This is a genomic window from Streptomyces nigrescens (genome assembly GCF_027626975.1).
GTDB classification, from domain to species: Bacteria; Actinomycetota; Actinomycetes; order Streptomycetales; family Streptomycetaceae; genus Streptomyces; species Streptomyces nigrescens.
In genome coordinates this window covers 2,189,054-2,205,297 of sequence record NZ_CP114203.1, presented here as the reverse complement: position 1 = coordinate 2,205,297, position 16,244 = coordinate 2,189,054, and the positions used below count along the sequence as shown (strand labels likewise).

The 16,244-nt window shown below is 66.5% G+C and carries 16 protein-coding genes and 1 pseudogene; 13 read left to right on the top strand and 4 right to left on the bottom strand.

Going from position 1 to position 16,244, the window contains the following annotated elements; translation table 11 throughout:
* The first annotated feature begins 6 nt into the window (after positions 1-6).
* The gene (locus STRNI_RS10000; RefSeq protein WP_277411018.1) at positions 7-252 is read left to right on the top strand and encodes a hypothetical protein; all 246 of its coding nucleotides are present in this window, start codon (positions 7-9) and stop codon (positions 250-252) included.
* Between the two features lie 132 nt (positions 253-384).
* Here the strand turns inward: STRNI_RS10000 and STRNI_RS09995 are convergent, their stop codons facing one another.
* The 4 genes from STRNI_RS09995 to STRNI_RS41600 all read right to left on the bottom strand — a co-directional run bounded on the left by STRNI_RS09995 (position 385) and on the right by STRNI_RS41600 (position 3,291).
* Positions 385-585: a transposase gene (locus STRNI_RS09995; protein ID WP_381845857.1), complete on the bottom strand. Its 201-nt coding sequence runs from the start codon at positions 583-585 to the stop codon at positions 385-387.
* A gap of 327 nt (positions 586-912) precedes the next feature.
* On the bottom strand, positions 913-2,217 hold the full coding sequence (locus STRNI_RS09990; RefSeq protein WP_277411017.1) for an alpha/beta hydrolase: 1,305 nt from the start codon (positions 2,215-2,217) through the stop codon (positions 913-915).
* Between the two features lie 535 nt (positions 2,218-2,752).
* Positions 2,753-2,968 (bottom strand): hypothetical protein, encoded by a 216-nt coding sequence (locus tag STRNI_RS09985; RefSeq protein WP_277411016.1) that lies wholly within the window; start codon positions 2,966-2,968, stop codon positions 2,753-2,755.
* Positions 2,969-3,126: 158 nt separating this feature from the next.
* Entirely contained in the window at positions 3,127-3,291 is a 165-nt protein-coding gene (locus tag STRNI_RS41600) for a transposase (RefSeq protein ID WP_381845859.1), read from the bottom strand.
* A gap of 160 nt (positions 3,292-3,451) precedes the next feature.
* Here STRNI_RS41600 and STRNI_RS41315 point away from each other — a divergent pair.
* The 12 genes and pseudogenes from STRNI_RS41315 to STRNI_RS09930 form a co-directional block, all read left to right on the top strand.
* Positions 3,452-3,553 (top strand): annotated as a pseudogene (locus STRNI_RS41315) (IS5/IS1182 family transposase); the annotation flags it as partial.
* A 1,378-nt stretch (positions 3,554-4,931) separates the two neighbouring features.
* Complete coding sequence (locus tag STRNI_RS09980) at positions 4,932-5,810, top strand: sugar ABC transporter substrate-binding protein (protein ID WP_277411015.1); 879 nt, start codon at positions 4,932-4,934, stop codon at positions 5,808-5,810.
* Positions 5,811-5,835: 25 nt separating this feature from the next.
* Positions 5,836-7,365: a sugar ABC transporter ATP-binding protein gene (locus tag STRNI_RS09975; protein ID WP_277411014.1), complete on the top strand. Its 1,530-nt coding sequence runs from the start codon at positions 5,836-5,838 to the stop codon at positions 7,363-7,365.
* Between the two features lie 76 nt (positions 7,366-7,441).
* Complete coding sequence (locus tag STRNI_RS09970) at positions 7,442-8,647, top strand: ABC transporter permease (RefSeq protein WP_277411013.1); 1,206 nt, start codon at positions 7,442-7,444, stop codon at positions 8,645-8,647.
* Complete coding sequence (locus STRNI_RS09965) at positions 8,644-9,000, top strand: L-rhamnose mutarotase (protein WP_277411012.1); 357 nt, start codon at positions 8,644-8,646, stop codon at positions 8,998-9,000. The genes STRNI_RS09970 and STRNI_RS09965 overlap by 4 nt, the downstream gene beginning before the upstream one ends.
* Positions 9,001-9,004: 4 nt before the next feature.
* The gene (locus tag STRNI_RS09960; RefSeq protein WP_277411011.1) at positions 9,005-9,865 is read left to right on the top strand and encodes an amidohydrolase family protein; all 861 of its coding nucleotides are present in this window, start codon (positions 9,005-9,007) and stop codon (positions 9,863-9,865) included.
* Complete coding sequence (locus STRNI_RS09955; RefSeq protein ID WP_277411010.1) at positions 9,862-10,950, top strand: Gfo/Idh/MocA family protein; 1,089 nt, start codon at positions 9,862-9,864, stop codon at positions 10,948-10,950. The genes STRNI_RS09960 and STRNI_RS09955 overlap by 4 nt, the downstream gene beginning before the upstream one ends.
* A complete protein-coding gene (locus STRNI_RS09950) occupies positions 10,947-11,732 on the top strand; it encodes an SDR family NAD(P)-dependent oxidoreductase (protein ID WP_277411009.1) in 786 nt (261 codons plus the stop codon). Before STRNI_RS09955 ends, STRNI_RS09950 begins: the two co-directional genes overlap by 4 nt.
* On the top strand, positions 11,732-13,114 hold the full coding sequence (locus tag STRNI_RS09945) for a lyase family protein (protein WP_277411008.1): 1,383 nt from the start codon (positions 11,732-11,734) through the stop codon (positions 13,112-13,114). Before STRNI_RS09950 ends, STRNI_RS09945 begins: the two co-directional genes overlap by 1 nt.
* Complete coding sequence (locus tag STRNI_RS09940; RefSeq protein ID WP_277411007.1) at positions 13,111-13,428, top strand: hypothetical protein; 318 nt, start codon at positions 13,111-13,113, stop codon at positions 13,426-13,428. The genes STRNI_RS09945 and STRNI_RS09940 overlap by 4 nt, the downstream gene beginning before the upstream one ends.
* Positions 13,413-14,396, top strand: a complete 984-nt coding sequence (locus STRNI_RS09935) for a LacI family DNA-binding transcriptional regulator (RefSeq protein WP_277411006.1) — start codon at positions 13,413-13,415, stop codon at positions 14,394-14,396. The genes STRNI_RS09940 and STRNI_RS09935 overlap by 16 nt, the downstream gene beginning before the upstream one ends.
* A 461-nt stretch (positions 14,397-14,857) precedes the next feature.
* The gene (locus tag STRNI_RS09930) at positions 14,858-16,231 is read left to right on the top strand and encodes an aminotransferase family protein (protein ID WP_277411005.1); all 1,374 of its coding nucleotides are present in this window, start codon (positions 14,858-14,860) and stop codon (positions 16,229-16,231) included.
* Positions 16,232-16,244 lie beyond the last annotated feature (13 nt).

Genomic DNA, 16,244 nt, shown 5'->3' with positions numbered 1-16,244 from the left:
GGGCGCATGAACGTGCACCTCACCCGCACCCGCGCGGCCCTCGCGGCGGCCGGGCTCCTGCTGCCGTCGCCGCTTCGACCGCGTACGCCACCCTCGACGCCGGCGCGCCCGAGCGCGGCAGAAACACCATTGCGTTTGGCGGAGACGTCGCAGGTCAAGGGGTCGTATGAGATAACGGGACCCTTGAGGATCAACGATCGGGAAAGAACGTTGATCAAGATCAGGAATCCCGTTGCGGGAGAACTCGGTTGAGGTTGTTCATGCCGCGAGGCGCGGGTGTTCGACGAGGTGGCCGGGTTCGATGCGTGCTCCGGCGCGGACGAGGGCGACGAGGCGGGGTGCGTTCAGGGACCGCCAGGCAACGTGGATTCCAACGGTCAGCCCCTAGCGCCGCCAGCGCTGGAAGAAGGCATAGACACGGTCCCACGCCAGCCACCGAGCGCACTTGACGCCGCTGTCGACGACATAACGCACCGCGTCGAACATCTGCCGGTAGCAGTAGCCCTCCGGCCTGCCGCCCCGTCCCTCCAGCCAGGCCAGCACCGGCAGCAGCACCCGGACCCCGGCCCACTCCGCATCGGTCATGTCCGATGGGTACCTCCGCACCCGCTCCGGCTGATCCGCCGCCTTCCCGGACACGTGCGCGAGGCAATCGCACGACACGACGGGCGCGTTGAACTCCGGGACCTCAACCGCTCACAACTGCGACAAGCAAGGCCTCCTGGCGCTCGGCGAGACTTCAACACCTCCCGAATCGCCTTCGAAGGCCGACTCACCCCCACCAGCCACTGAACCTCAACAACCAAGATCAGCCGTTGATTGGACAGACCCAAGCTCGGTGATCGGTATGAATACGGCTTCTGCGAATCAGGCGGGGTGTACGCGTGATCCGGCAAGGAGGCCAACCGTATTTCAGGGTTGGTAGACCGTGCCGCGGGGCGGGGTCTTCAGCGTAAGGAGGTAGGTGTCGATGGCCAGTGCAGGGGGCGACTGGCGGTCTTGATAGAGCCAGTGGCCACCGGTGTCAAGGACGGCGAGCCTTCCCTTGGGAAATGAGCGTGCCATGCGTTGTGCGCCGACGAGTGGGGTTGCGATGTCGTGCTTGGCGTTGACCACCAGCACTGGCGGGAGCGGGCCCTTCTTCTGGCCCGGCTGCGGCTTGGGAGCGGTCGGCCATCCCTGGCAGCCGAGGATCATGTCCAGTGCCTGGGCGTCGTAGCGGACCTGCGGGTGGGCGGATTTGGCTTGCTGGAGCAGGGTGCGGTAGTGGGCGTAGTCACGCAGGCGGAAGTCGAAGTCGCGGCACAGCACCGGGCGCCAGGCAATCTCAGGGGTGGGGTCGCTGAAGAGGGCTTTCGCTGTTCCCCTGCCGCTGCGCAATGCGGCCAGGCTCTGGGCGGTGCTCTGCGGGTCCCACGACCCCAGGGAGTTGTAGAGGAAGGCGGCCAACTGATCAGCGGTGATCTTCTTTCGCGTGGGGCCTTGCGGACCGGGTTCAACCAGCGTGCCGTTGTCGGCGCGGGCGAAGAGCTGACGGATAACGGCCTTCACGTCCTTGCCCTTCAGGGCACACGAGGCGTCCTTTGTGCACCAGTCCGCCAGTCGCTGCACCACGCCCTCAATGGCGGCGGTTCCGTCCATGAGGGAGCGCTTGGCATCAGGGCGTGCGGGGTCCATGGCGCTGTCGAGGGCCAGCGCCCGGAGCCTTTGGGGGAAGAGGCTGGCGTAGCGCTGGCCGATGAGCGTGCCGTACGAGTGGCCAAGGAAGCTGATCTTCTGCTCGCCGAGGGCTGCGCGGATCGTGTCCATGTCGCGGGCGACGCTTTCGGCGTCCATGTGGTCGACCAGCGGGCCGGTGTGCTGACGGCAGCTGTCCGCGAGCTGCTTGTTCATCTCGCGCATGCGCTGGAATTCCGCGGCGTTCTTCGGGCGGGTGGGGATGCTCGCGGCGAGCTGCTCGTCGCACCGCAGCTGTCCGCTGTGGCCGATGCCGCGCGGGTCGAAGCCGATGATGTCGAAGCGCTCCCTGATGCTCTTTTTGTAGCCGTCGATCGGGGAATCGGCGTAATAGGCATCGTCCAGACCCGTGTTTCCGGGGCCTCCTGGGTTGGAGAGCAGCACTCCGATGCGATTGCTGGGGTTGGTGGCCTTCTGGCGGGCCACCGCGATCTTCATCGTCGGTCCGTCCGGGTTGGCCCAGTTGACCGGCACCCGCACGGTGCCGCACTCCGTGCGCTTGCTCGGACTGGGAAACGGCGGGTTTGGCTTTGGACAGGCGCTCCAGCGGACCGTCTGCGCCGAGCCTGCCTTCGTCGTGGGCTTCGGGCCGGCCCAGGCGTGCTGCGGGACCAGGAGTGACGTGACGAGAAATCCAGCCACCGACCCGGCAGCTACGCCGGCCGAATGTCTCTTGACCAAGGATGCCGCGGGAGCCACCGCGCGTGCTCCAGCACGATCATTCGAATGCTTCATGACGCCAGGATTATTCCCCCATATGAGGATATCTTGATGGTTTCATGACAGAGGGGTAACAGTGCAGCCGGGGTCTGGTCTCCGCGGATGCAACGGCGGGGGGCTCGGCCGGGCCGGGCCGGTGTGGTGGGCCCGCTTGGCGGGCCTCATGGCTGGATCAGTGCAGGTGCGTGGCAGGCGTAGGGCGAGTGCTGTCGTTCCGGAGACGATTATGCATAGTCCATCTTGAAGTTTTAGGTCTGAGGTTCCTTCGTTGTACGGGAGGTGCTGATCAGCTGGTTCAGGGCGGATTGACGGGCTTCAACTTCGCTTGTTCGGCCGTTGCATGGTCGGTGCAGTGCTGCTCCTCGAGCTCGATCAGGCTGAGGAAGCCGAGCCGCTCCTGGATGCGCCGGCTGTTGTAGAAGCCGTCGATGTACTCGTAGGACCCAGGTTCGCCTCGGCCCTCTTGCCGAAGACGCGGCCGCCGACGCATGCGGTCTTGTTCGGCATCCACAGGATCTCAGCCAGGGTGTTGACGCTCCTATAGTTCGTCAAGTCCCTGTTACGGCTGGCTGCATGATGAGCTGGAAGATCCCGGGGCTCGGGTGACGGAGTCGATGGTGAGCTGGTGGAATCGCATGCGGACGATCACTACGCGGTGGAGCGCGGAGTTCAGCCGCCGGTGGCCACCACGGTTGATCCGGTGCCGGTTCGCCTGGCGGACGACGTAGGGATGGGCCCGACGCTCGCGAGCTTGGCGAACGCGGCCTGGGAGCGTATGCGCTTGGAGTTGTCGCCAACCGTGACGAGTACGTCGGCGGCTGTGTCCGGTCCGATGCCGAAGGCGTCGACCAGGTCGGGTGAGTGGGCCTTGGTTAGCTTGCCCAGCAGAGCGTCGTGTTCCTTGACCTCGTCGCGGCGATACCGTCTGCAAGGCGCTGCGGTATCGCGTAGGCGACCGGCAGGCCCACTGGCAGCCGGTCCGGCCCTGTCGCATCACCGCCCCTCCTCATCGGCCTCCCGCGTCCGCTGGGCGATGACCCACGTCATGCTCCGTCGCCTCACTGGCGCGAGCACTCCCGCCTGGCGCGACCTGTAGACGCTGAGTGCGCTATCCAGCCCCTGCTCGACGCGCTCGACGTCCAGGAGGACGCCGCCCGGGGCCCCCGCTGTGCCTGCGGCGATCGGCGCGCTGGGGGACACCGACGGCATCAGCCACGTCGAGATGCGCCTTGTCGACGGTCGTTGTCGGCTCGTCGAGGTGAACGGTCGCAGCAGACGTCCCGGGGAACTCCGCGATCCTGGACGTCGGCGGCACCCGCCTCTTCGCCCCGGCACCGGCCACCACCTCGGCCAGGCACACGATGGTGCGAGTCCCCAACAACTCCCACGCCATCTCCTCGGCGGACAGCTCCCGGAGCGGGAGCAGATGGAGGGCACCGGCAGTGTCGCCAGCCGGCCCCCAGCGGCGTGCGCCCCGGCCATCAGCAGCCCCGGAGCCGGCCCAGGGCACGGACGTGCAGGCATGGGGGATGCCGGTAGCTCGACAGCCCCCGGACATTCGCCAGCAAAACCGCGTTCGGCACCCCGACCGCTCGAAGTCCCACCGGCCCGAGCACAAGCCAGGCGCGTCACCTCGAACGCTTCGGCGCCCTCCGGTTCGATCCGGTCGTCCGCACGGACATCGAAGACTCCGCTGAGCCATACGTGCGGCGCACGAAGTAGTCCGGGGCGTGCCGACGTTCCCGCTCGCCGTCGTGCCAGTGCTGCCAGAACGGCTGCGAGGCGATCCCCACCGCCTCGGGATCGAAGTCCGTCAGCAGAAGCCGGTCCCGCTCCAGCCACGGCTCGAAGCCGACGTGGGGCCTGGTCGTCGCCGACCGGTACCAGCCCGCCGAATGACGCTCACCTCGCAACCAGTGAAACGGCGCACCGGAGTCACGTCCTCGAACCGGGCTGTGCACAGCCCGGCAAGGACCGCCGCCGACGCTGACGTACAGCGTCCACGTACGACAGCTCGACGTACAGCCTTGCAGCGTCCACCTCAGCCGGTCTCGTGCACGCTATGACAGGCCCCGGCATGGGCTGCGAACAAGCTTGGTGTGCCCCCGCCCCGCCCACAGCAGTCGCCGCGGCCGACCGCCGTGATCGCTGACTCGTGGCAGCCGGGCATCTTCCTCGTTGTTCCTCTGTTCCACCCGTTTGCCTTGCACCCTCGCGATCGGAAAACAATCGTTTGACCTGGCTCTTGTCAGGCGCTGCTGGTGCCACGTACGCTAAGTCAAACGTTTGACCGACGAGGAGAGCTGCGTCGGGGCGCTCGTCACCTCTGTGGATCTCGGTCTGGTACGGCAGAAGGGAACTGGACAATGCGTAGGACCATTGTTGCCGTCGCGTGCGTGGCTGCTGTATCCGGGCTATCCGCCTGTGGTCAGGCCAACGGGAGTGGCAAGTCGGCAAGTCCCAGGGACGAGGCCATGACCGTCGGCGTCTCCAACTTGGGCGAGAGTTTCCCCTTCCCCGCTGCCATCGGCGAGGGCATCAAGGCGAAGGCCAAGGAGTTGGGCGTCCACATCGTGCAACTCGACGCAAAGGGCGATGCCCAGAAACAGGGAAGCGATGTACAGGACCTCATCGGGCAGTCGCCCGACGGCGTGCTTCTGCTTCCCGTCGACTCCGGCGTCGCTGTCGGGTACGTCGACCAGCTGAAGGCCGCGAAGATCCCGGTCGTCGCTGTCGCGTCGCAGGTGGGCGACCATAAGAAGCGCAAGCTGGAGGACGTCTACTCAGGTCTCGCGGCCTTGGTGACTCAGCAGGAGTACGAAGCCGGCAAGGCCGCGGGCAGGCTTGCCCTCAAGGCCCTCCCTTCGGGCGGCAAGATGGCCGTCGTGGAGGGCGCCGCCGGGTTCGCTGAGGTCGAGACGCGGTTCGCCCGGTTCCTCGACCCAGCCAAGGTCGCGGGTGTGAAGTTCAAAGTGGTTGCTCGTCAGCCTGGTGACTGGACCGCCGAGGCGGCCCAGTCTGCGTGCCAGAACATGTTGTCCAGCAACCCCGACATCAACCTGTTCTACGCCGAGAGCGACGACATGGGCGTCGGGTGCGCGAAGGCGGTCAAGGCAGCGAAGTCGCACGCGAAGGTCATCGGCATTGGCGGCTCGAAGCTGGGCATCGCCGCTGTCAAGTCCGGTGAGCTGGCCGGCACCGTCTGCTACAAGCCCTACGACCTCGGTAAGTTGGCCATGCAGACGCTGTACGGCCATCTGAAGGGCACGGACACGAAGTCTGCGGAGTTCGTCTCGTACGAAACTCCCGCAATCGACGCGAGCAATGTCGCCAAGTGCGCCCCCCAGTGGTAAGACGAACGGCCTTTGAGGAGTCCTGATGGCCAGTCTGCATGAAGGCGTTCCCATCCTCGAGGTGCGAGGGCTCACCAAGGGTTTCCCCAACGGCACCCTCGCACTTCGGGGCGTGGACCTTCGCGTGACCCAGGGCAGCGTGCACGGCCTTGTCGGCGCCAATGGCGCCGGCAAGTCGACGCTGATCAAGTGTGTCAGTGGGGTTCAGGGGGCGTCGTCCGGCTCGATCGCCTGGCGCGGTGAGGAGTGCTCGTGGCGCGACCCTGGTCAGGCTCAACAAGCCGGCCTGACCACGATCCACCAACACGTGCCGCTGGTGCCTACGCTCACCACGCTCGAGAACGTCTTTCTCTCGCGGCCCGGACCCTGGCGTCTCACCGAGGCCATGGACGCAGAGTTCGGCGCGCTGGTCGAGCGGTTGGGGTACAGCATCGACCCGGACGCTCTGGTTGGGACGTTGCCCATCGGGCAGCGTCAGATGGTGGCGATCCTGCAGGCGCTAGCCGTGGGTGCGGCCCTTGTCATCATGGACGAGCCGACCGCGTCGCTCTCCGAGACGGAGCGGAGGATCGTGCTTGACGCAGTGCGCCGACTGGCGGCGTCGGGCACTACGTTCGTCTTCATCTCGCACTTCCTGGACGAGATCCTGGAGATAACAGATCATGTCTCGGTCCTTCGGGACGGCCGGATCGTCCTCTCCGAGACCACGGCGACGCTGAGCGAGGAGCGGCTCGTTCAGTCAATCGCGGGCCGCGAGCTGCTCGCTGTCGAGCGAGCGGGATCGACCCGTCGCACGGGGACGGAAGAGGTGCTCAGCGTCCGCAACCTCAACGCGCCCGTCGGCGTCCGGGATGTCTCGTTCATGGTCGCTGCGGGCGAGGTGGTCGGCTTGGCGGGGCTGCTCGGCTCGGGGCGTTCGGAGATCTTGAACGCGGTCTTTGGGGCAGATCGCCGAGCCCGCGGGGACGTGCGGATCTGCGGCCGCCGGATCAAACCGTCACCCCTCCGGTCGGTCGAAGCCGGCGTGGCCTACGTGCCCGAGGACCGGGTCCAGCAGGGGCTGCACGTCGACCAGCCGATCTGGAAGAACATCAGCCTGCCGGACCTCGGACGGTGGTCACTCGGGCGTTGGTTCCCCAAGCAACAGGAGGAGCGCGACCGGGCCGCCCTCGCGATCTCCGAGCTGGGAATCGTCGCGTCAGGTGTCGATGCACTGCCTCGAGAGCTGTCGGGGGGCAACGCCCAGAAGGTCGCCTTCGCCAAGTGGCTGTACGCCGACAAACGCGTCTGGCTCCTTGACGAGCCGACCGCAGGCGTCGACGTCGGAGCGAAGGCTGATCTCCTCCACCTGGTGAAGCGGCTCGCCGACGAAGGCCGCGCCGTCGTCATCGCCTGCAGCGACTTCGAGGAACTGCTGTCGGTAGCCACGCGCATTCTGGTCATCCGAGGCGGGCGCGTCATCGCCGACCTGGCGGCCGAAGAGACGAACGAAGAGGAGCTCATCATGCTGACACACGGCTTGGGCCCGACCGCGCGAAAGGCTTCCCATGTCTAGATCGGCTGTTCGGCCACCGCGTGCAGCGAGGCGGTCGCAATACCTGCCGTCCTGGTTGCACCCCAGCAACGCCGGTGTGGTCTACGCCCTGGCCATCCTCGTGACCATTCTCAGTGTGGCCGCGGCGAGCGCGGGCCGGCCGTCGTATGTCTCGCCGACGAACGTCTCGAACATCCTCGACCAGACGGCGCTCCTTGGCATCCTCGTGATCACGTCGACAATCGTGCTGATCTCCGGCAACTTCGACCTGTCCGTGGGCTCGGTGGCCGCCCTGGGTGCCGCCGTGTGTCTGGCCGCGATGCCGCCGTTGGGCTTCTGGGGGGCTTTCCTCCTGGCGTTGGCCGCCGGGGCGGGCGTGGGGCTGTTCAACGGCATCGTGGTCCAGTTCGTAGGAATCAACGCGTTTATCGTTACCTTGGGGACGCTGACTGCCGTTCGCGGTCTGGTCCTGATCCTCACCGACGGGCGCACAGTGACGGCTGGCGAGGGATCGGCCCGCGACGCTCTCCGCGCGCTCGACGACGGGCGCTTCGTCACACCCAACCTCTACCTCGTCGTCGCCCTCGCGCTCTTTGCCGTCGCAGGGGTGCGGGCGTGGTCGGTCCGGCGCAAGCCAGGCGGGTGGACGACACCAGCCGTACTTGCCCCAGCGCTCGCGGGTCTCGTGGTCGCCGCACTGAGCCCCGTGCTCATTCTCACGGTGGAGCTCACTGAGCGTGCCGTCTACCTGTTCGTCTTCGTCGCCCTGGCAGGTCTGGTCATGCGTTATACGGCCGTCGGGCGGCGGCTCTATGCCTGTGGTGGCAACGCAGAAGCGGCGCGTCTGTCGGGCGTCTCGGTCAACAGGTACAAGGTGGTCGCCTTCATCTTGAACGGGACCGCGGCTGCTCTCGTCGGGGTGCTGTTTGCCTCCCGCCTCGGCTCGATCAACCCGACCGGCTTGAGTGGCTTCGAGCTGACTGCATTGGCGGCAGCGATCCTGGGCGGCACATCGCTCTTCGGCGGGCTGGGCAGCGTCGTCAAGTCGCTGGTAGGTGCACTCATCCTCGTGACGCTTGCCAATGGCTTCAACATCTTGAACCTTGGAGCGAACTTCCAGGGTCTGATCGAGGGCATTGTCCTCATCACGGCCGCTGGTATGTACACAATCGCTTTGCGTCGCCAGCAGAGCTCGAGGATCGGCTCCCATGAAGAGCCTGCCCCTGCCGAGCTGCCGCCGCCACCGACGCTCGTACCTGCGGCCCCGGAGCTCGCGGCTGTCAGGCGGGAGGCACGCCAATGACCTTGTTTCGGCCGGTGGTCCTCGTCAGCTTCCTGCGTGAGGGCATGGAGCTGGCCTATGAGAGCGCACACAAGCAGATCCCCGATGACCTCTTTCAGGCGCTCACCGACGGGGGAGTCCGTGACTGGGCGATCTGGCGGGACGGACGCACCCTGCTTCATCTGGTCGACGTGGATGACTACGCGGTGCTCGTCGAGCGCCTGACTGACGATCCGGTCAACGACCGGTGGCAGGCGGAAATGTCGGTCTACGTCGAGCGCTTCGACGAGGTCACTCAGATTCCAGTGCTCGAGGCGCCGCGGCTGGTCTGGTCGATGCGTCGGCAGCAAGCCAACAACACATTCGAGAGGTGACGTCATGACGGACAAAGTGCGAGTGGTCGACTCTCACCAGCACTTCTGGGACTTGAGCGCGGGCGGTTACTCCTGGTTGGGTCCGGAGTACGGCGTGCTCAACCGGACGTACGGCGTGCCCGACGTCGAGGAGTTCGTGGCCGCTGCCGGAGTCGACGACGTAGTCCTCGTTCAGGCGGACTCAACCCTCGAGGACACCGAGGCGATGATCGCGATCGCCGACGAGTGGCCGCGCGTCGCCGGCATCGTGGCGTGGGCTCCTCTCACAGACCACACCGGGCTTGGGGAGATCATCGAGCGGTACGCCGCTGACCCTCGCATCGTAGGGATCCGACACCTCATGCACACCGAGCCCGACCCGGACTGGACCGTCCGGCCGGACGTCGTCCAGGGGCTCGACGCCGTAGCCCGAGCTGGGCTCTCCTACGATGTCGTGGCCGTACTGCCTCGACACCTCGAGCACGTGCCCACGCTGGCCAAGTGCTTCCCCTCGATGAACATTGTCATCGACCACCTGGCCAAGCCGCCCATCGCGGCGGGTGGATGGGAGCCGTGGGCGGACCTGATTGCTGCCGCAGCGGAGTTCCCGAACGTGTCTGCGAAGATCTCCGGCCTCGACACGGCCGCGGACCCGAACGACTACACCGCGAAGGCCCTGAGCCGTTACACCGACCATGCTCTCGCGGTTTTCGGACCCGACCGACTGATGTTCGGTAGCGACTGGCCGGTCAGCCTGCTGGCGGGGGGCTACGCGACGTGGTGGCAGACGATCCACGAGTTGCTCGAACCGCTGAGTGGAGACGAACGCTGCGCCGTTCTCGGTGGCACCGCCCGTACCGTCTACAACCTCGGGAGCCCCGCATGAGCGGTCTCGACCTCTGGAAGCCGATCGCGGACGCCATCGACATCACGATCCCCGAGCATCACAAGCGGCGGATCGCCGTCGTGGGCGCCGGGTCGATCGTCGAGGTGGCTCACCTGCCTGCCTATCGCAACGCCGGCCTGGAGATCGTCGGTCTCTATGACCTCAACCGCGGCAGGGCCGAGCGAGTGGCGAAGGAGATGGGCGTGACCCATGTCTACGACTCGTTGGAGGCGGTGCTCGGCGATGACCGTGTCGAGGTCGTGGACATCGCCGTCGTGGCAAACGCCCAGCCCGACATCGTGGCCGCCGGCATCGAAGCAGGCAAGCACATGCTCTGCCAGAAGCCGTTCGTCCAGGACCTCGAGACCGGCCGGGAGCTAGTCGCCCTGGCCGACAAGTCCGGAGTCCTCATGGCGGTCAACCAGCAGATGCGGTACGACGAGGGCATCGCCGCGGCTCGCGCGATTCTCGATGCCGGGTGGATCGGCACACCCACGGCGATGTCCTTCAACGTAGCCATCGCCACCGACTGGCAGGCCTGGCCTTGGCTGCTCACCGCCGAGAGGCTGGAGATCAACTACCACTCCATCCACTACCTGGACGCGATCCGCTCGATCCTGGGTGACCCACGCCGTGTGTTCAGCGTTGGTGGCAGGCGACCAGGCCAGCTCGCCCGAGGCGAGACCCGCACCATGAGCACCCTCGTTTTCGACAGCGGAGCAGCGGCGACGCTGCACGTCAACCATGAGAACCTGGGCAACGACTCGCGAGCGGAGTTCCGTCTCGACGGTTCCGAGGGCGCGGTCCGCGGCACGATCGGGCTGCTCTACGACTATCCGCATGGCCGCCCCGATACGCTCGAGCTGTTCAGCGAGAGGATCCCGACCGACGGCTGGCTGCCATACCCGGTCGCGACGCGCTGGCTGCCCGACGCCTTCGTCGGGCCGATGGCTGGCCTACTTCGCTGGATCGAGACAGGCGAGCGGGCTCCCACGGCAGCCGAGGACAACCTCGGCACTCTGGCCCTGGTCGAGGCGCTCTACCGGTCGATGGAGTCCGGCCGCGCTCAGGAGGTGCGCGCGTGATCAACCTCGACTTCTCCGGGCGCACGGTGCTGGTGACCGGCGGTGCCGGTGGTCTCGGGCGCGCCTGCGTGGAGATGTTCCTCGAAGGAGGAGCCAGGGTTGTCGTCAGTGACCTTCCTTCCGGTCGTCTCGACGACTTGGTCTCCGGATCGGTGGGAGAGGCGGGCAGGCTTCACCTCGTACCGCTCGACCTCTCGGATCGGGAGAACTGCTCGCGGTTGCCTGAGCTCGCCTGCGCGGCAGCACAGGTCGAGTCGCTCGACGTGCTGGTCAACGCGGTGGGCGTGGTGCGAACGGCGCCGTTCGCCGACATCACGGCTGACCAGTGGACGCGCACCATCGAGATCAACCTCAGCGGCGTCTTCGCGACCATTCAGGCAGCGGCCGCACGCATGACGGACGGTGGCAGCATCGTCACCCTGTCCTCGGTCGCCGGCCGCTCCGGTCGTCCTAACGCCGCCGACTATGCGGCGACCAAGGCGGCCCTTCTGTCCCTGACCAAGTCGGCGGCGTTGGCCCTCGGGCCGAGCATCCGGGTGAACGCCGTTTGCCCGGGCATGTTCCTGACGGACATGTGGGCCGGAATCATCCGCGATCGCGACGCAGAGTTCGGCGAGGGCGCAGGTCAGGCCTACTTGAACGAGGTGGCAGCCAAAACCGTCTTGGCGCGGGCGGGTTCGGCCCACGAGCTCGCGGCCGCGGTCGCGTTCCTTGCCAGCGACCTTGCGTCGTTCATCACGGGACAGGCTGTCAACGTCGATGGTGGATTGGAGATGGACTGATGACACCCAGGCCGGCGCCGTTCGACCTGCTGCTGGAGCTGTACGGCGACGCGGACATGATCGAGATCTTCTCGCCGCATCGCATGATCGACACCTGGAAGCAGGTCGAGGCAGCCCTGGCACAAGCCCAGGCCGACCTCGGGATCGTCGACCAGGAGCGCGCGGACGCCATCGCTGCCGTTTGTGCCGATTCCGGGAGTGTCGACCCAGCTGAGCTGTGGGAGAGCGCACGCAATGTTGGCTACCCGATCCTGGGGCTCGTGCGTCAGCTGGATGCAGCGCTCCCGGAGAACCTGCGCGGCAGCCTCCACCTCGGCGCGACCACCCAGGACATCATGGACAGTGGTCTCGCCCTCCAGCTCGACTCGGCCATGCAGCTGCTCGAGTCGCGACTCCGAACCCTCGGTGACGCGCTCGCGGTCAAGGCCGCCGACGAGGCGCTCACGGTCATGCCGGGGAGGACGCATGGCCAGCAGGCGGTTCCGACGACACTCGGGGCCAAGCTGGCTGTCTATCTCGACGAGGTCAAACGTCATCGGACGCGGATCCTGGCCTGTCGCGACGACGTACGCCGGGTGTCACTGTTCGGTGCCGGAGGGACGTCGGCGGCGTACGGCGAGCACGCTGGGAAGATCCGAGCACTCACGGCTGAACGACTCGGTCTCGTGGACTCCGCGGTCCCGTGGCACGTGGCGCGTGACTCACTGGTCCATGTGAGCTCGGTGGCTGTCGCCGCGGCCACGTCGGCAGCCCGCCTGGCACGGGAGGTCGCCGACCTAGCCCGCACGGAGATCGGCGAGCTGGGGGAGACCGTCGGTCACCATCGCGGTGCATCCTCCACGATGCCGCAGAAGACGAATCCGATCACCAGCGAGTCGATCATCGGGTTTGCCGTTGCGGCGAGGACTGCCGTCGTCGGTCTCTCTCGTGCTGCCGAAGCCGGGCACGAGCGGTCGGCCGGCGAGTGGCAGGTCGAATGGGTCCTCCTGCCGGCATTGTTCGTCAACGTCAGCTCCGCGCTCGCACTGGCCAACGAGCTGGTGAGCGACTTGGCGATCTACCGCGAGCGGATGCACGAGAACCTGCATGCCGACGGGGGATTGATCATGGCCGAGTCGGCGATGATCAAGCTCGCTCCCCATCTTGGCCGGGAGGTCGCTCATGACGTGGTCTACGAGCTAGCTCGCCAGTCGCGTCAGGGGCACGAGGCGTTCTCGACCGTTCTGGAGCGGTGGCTGGCGACCCAGCCACACCTGCCGGCGATCAATGTCATCGTGGACGAGCATGCGGTGGGCCAGGCCGTCCAGTGCTGCGAGACGGCAGTATCCGAATGGCGCGCGGCCCTGGAGGCCGTGCCAAATCCTTGGAAGGAGCAGGGATGAGCGAGACCACCCACCCCGTCGCAAGGACCTTCTCGCTGGTGGGCTTCGACCAGACAGCGGGAGCCACAACCGCCCTGGTGCGCCTCACCTCGCGTTCGCCGTCGAGGATGCGCTGGAGTTTACGCAAACCTGGTGGACGAAGGCGTACGGTTCGTCTCGCCCCCCAGACGTTCACCGCCGGAGTGAATGAGGGAGGATTTACCTGCCGCTTCTTCGATCCGGACGAGATCACCCTGGAGCTCGCGCAACCACCGGTTCGATGGCCAAGCCTGACTGGCGAGAGAGGAGTCGATGGCGAATGTCGGATCGGGTGACACTCGTCGACGTTGCGCGGGCGGCGGAAGTCGACGTCTCGCTGGTCTCGCGGGTTCTCCGGGGGCAGCAGGTCAAGGTCCGCGACGAGACCCGGACTCGGATTCTCGACCAGGCGCAGCGCCTGGGATACCGACCCCATGCCATCGCCAGGAGCCTCAAGACGGCCAAGGCCGGCGCATTCGGGCTGGTCATCCCGACCTTTGACAACCCGGTGTTCGCCCAGATCATCATGGGCGCCGAGGCCGCAGCCGCCCAGCTCAACTGCGTGATGATGACGACGAGCGGAGAGGGGTGGAGCCGCAACAACTGGCTCGAGGCCCTCGATGGTGGCCGAGTCGACGGGCTCCTGATCGCCGGAGGACCAACCCTCGAGCTGGCGAACCTTCGGGTTCCCTACCTGCTGGTCAACCGGGCGGTGCCGGGGATCGATCGGTCGGTTGTGCTCGACGACGAGAAAGCCTCCCGGATGGCGGTGGACCACCTCGTGGAGCTGGGCCACCGCCGGATCGTGTTCGTAGGTGGCCCCGCCGGTGCGGACACCGCGAACCGACGTCTCGCCGGGTTCGAGTCGGCCCGCATCCGTGCCGGGCTCGAGAGCCTGGGAGACCCCGTCTCGGGAAACTACACCGTCGCCGGCGGCAGGCTGGCCATGCAACGCATCCTTACGTCCGGAATGACCTTCACAGGGGTCGTCGCAGCGAACCTGCCCTCGGCCGTCGGCGCGCTTCAGGCGGCGCAGGAGGCCGGTCTCCATGTCCCTGAGCGTGTCTCGATCGTGGCGATCCATGATGCGGAGATCGCCGAGATTGTGCAGCCACGCCTGACGACGATCCAGATGCCGCTGACGCAGCTCGGTGCCAGGGGCATCGAGCTTCTGTCGACGATCCCACCTTCCGCAGAGGTGAACGAAGTGGTCGGGCAACCGATGCGCCTCGTCCTTCGAGACTCGACCGGGACTGCGCCCTGAACGAGTTCCTGGTGGAGATCTCGTTTCGAGGGCACCGACGAGATTGATGTCGACGAGCTGGAAGCCGTGCGCTCGGCTGCGCGAACTCGAGCGGCATAGTTCGCTACGGACGGCACGTTGGTGAGACTCCGGCGCACCGAGTGTCCCGGTTGGCGCAACACCAGGCTGTGGCGTGCTCCCTCGGTGTAGGAGCTGCTACTGAACTTGGTCGGGTGATTTCGGGCTGTTCGCCTGACGGCATCCCCTCGCCGAGGCCATCGAGCTAGCCAAGCGGTCGTTGACCCGCCTGATCCCCACCGCGAAGGACCAATGCCGGGGCCACCGCCGAGGTCGTCCGCTCCTCCTCTCCGAGGGAACCGCTGGCCAGCGAATGGCACACATTTGACGTGCGGTGCACTCTTGTGCACCTCGGGCAGCGCGACCTAGTATGAAACAATTCAATCGTTTGAATGGAGTCCCTCTTGACCGCCACAGCCTGGAACTCCCGGACCGGAGCCGACCTCAGCCCGGGCTTCGTCTGGCCGCCCTTCAGCCCGCCCACAGCAGAGCTCGACCCCCAAGGTCTCCCGATCCTGACGTCCGGAGACGGGGTCTGGCTGACCGGCAAGGATGGGAAGCGTTACCTCGATGGCGTTGGCGCCCTAGAAGCCATGGCGGTCGGCCACGGTCGCACTCGTCTGGTCGGGGTTGCCGCTCGACAGATGCAGGACCTGGCGTTCCTCGACGTGTTCCGCTACAGCTCGGAGCCCGCTCTGGAGCTGGCAGAGAAGCTGATCGACCTCACCCCTGCAGGCATGAAGAAGGTTCACTTCACGCCAGGCGGAAGTGAGGCGGTCGAGGTTGCGTTGAAGCTCGCCATTCAGTACCACTGGGTTCGAGGTGACACCAGGCGCCGCAAGGTGGTGACTCGCTTTGGCGCGTACCACGGTGTGACCTTCGGCGCGATGAACTGCGATGGCCGCTACTACGCCACGCGCAACGACATCTACCTGGGAGACACCCGCTTCGGGGTCGTCGCCGAGGGGCCCGCCACCGGTCCTGGCTGGGGGATGGGGGCACGACACGCCGCCGGTGCGCCAGAGTTCGCAGCGACGATTGAGCGCGAGGGCCCCGAGAACATCGCGGCTGTGATCGTCGACGCGTGCGCGACGGCCTCCGGGGTGGCCTCCGCCCCGCCCCAGGACCTGGTCGCCCTGCGAAAGCTCTGCGACGAGCATGGCATCCTGCTCATCGTCGACGAGATCATCACGGGGTTCTGCCGGACGGGCAAGATGTTCGCCCATCAGCTATCTGGCGTCACACCCGACTTCCTGACCTTCTCCAAGGCTCTCTCGTCGGGCTACATGCCGATCGGAGCGACTGTCGTGCGTGACCGAGTGGTCGACGAGATCGCTCAGTCCGAAAAGGCAGACCGGGTCTTTGCGCATGGACACACCTACGGCGGACACCCTGTCGCCTGCGCCGTGGCGCTGGAGAACATCAAGATCCTCCAAGAAGAATGCCTCGCGGACAGGGCGAGGGAGATGGGAGCGCGCCTGCGCGAAGGTCTCTGGTCTCTCGGGCACCACGATGCCTTCGTCGACGCACGGGGAGTCGGCATGCTCACGGGGCTGGAGCTCTTCCCCTCGGACGACCAAGCCGGCGCCCTCGGCAATGCCGTCGCCGCCTGCGGGTGGTTGCGACGTGAGCTGCGCGACCTGGGCCTCGTGACGCTGACTGTGCATCCGGGCACCGTGTTCCTCCTGGCGCCTCCGCTTGTCATCGAGGGAAGCGAGATTGACCGCATCGTCGAGCTGTTCGATGCCGGCCTCACCCGGATGGAAGCTACGCGATGAACCCTCGGCAAGC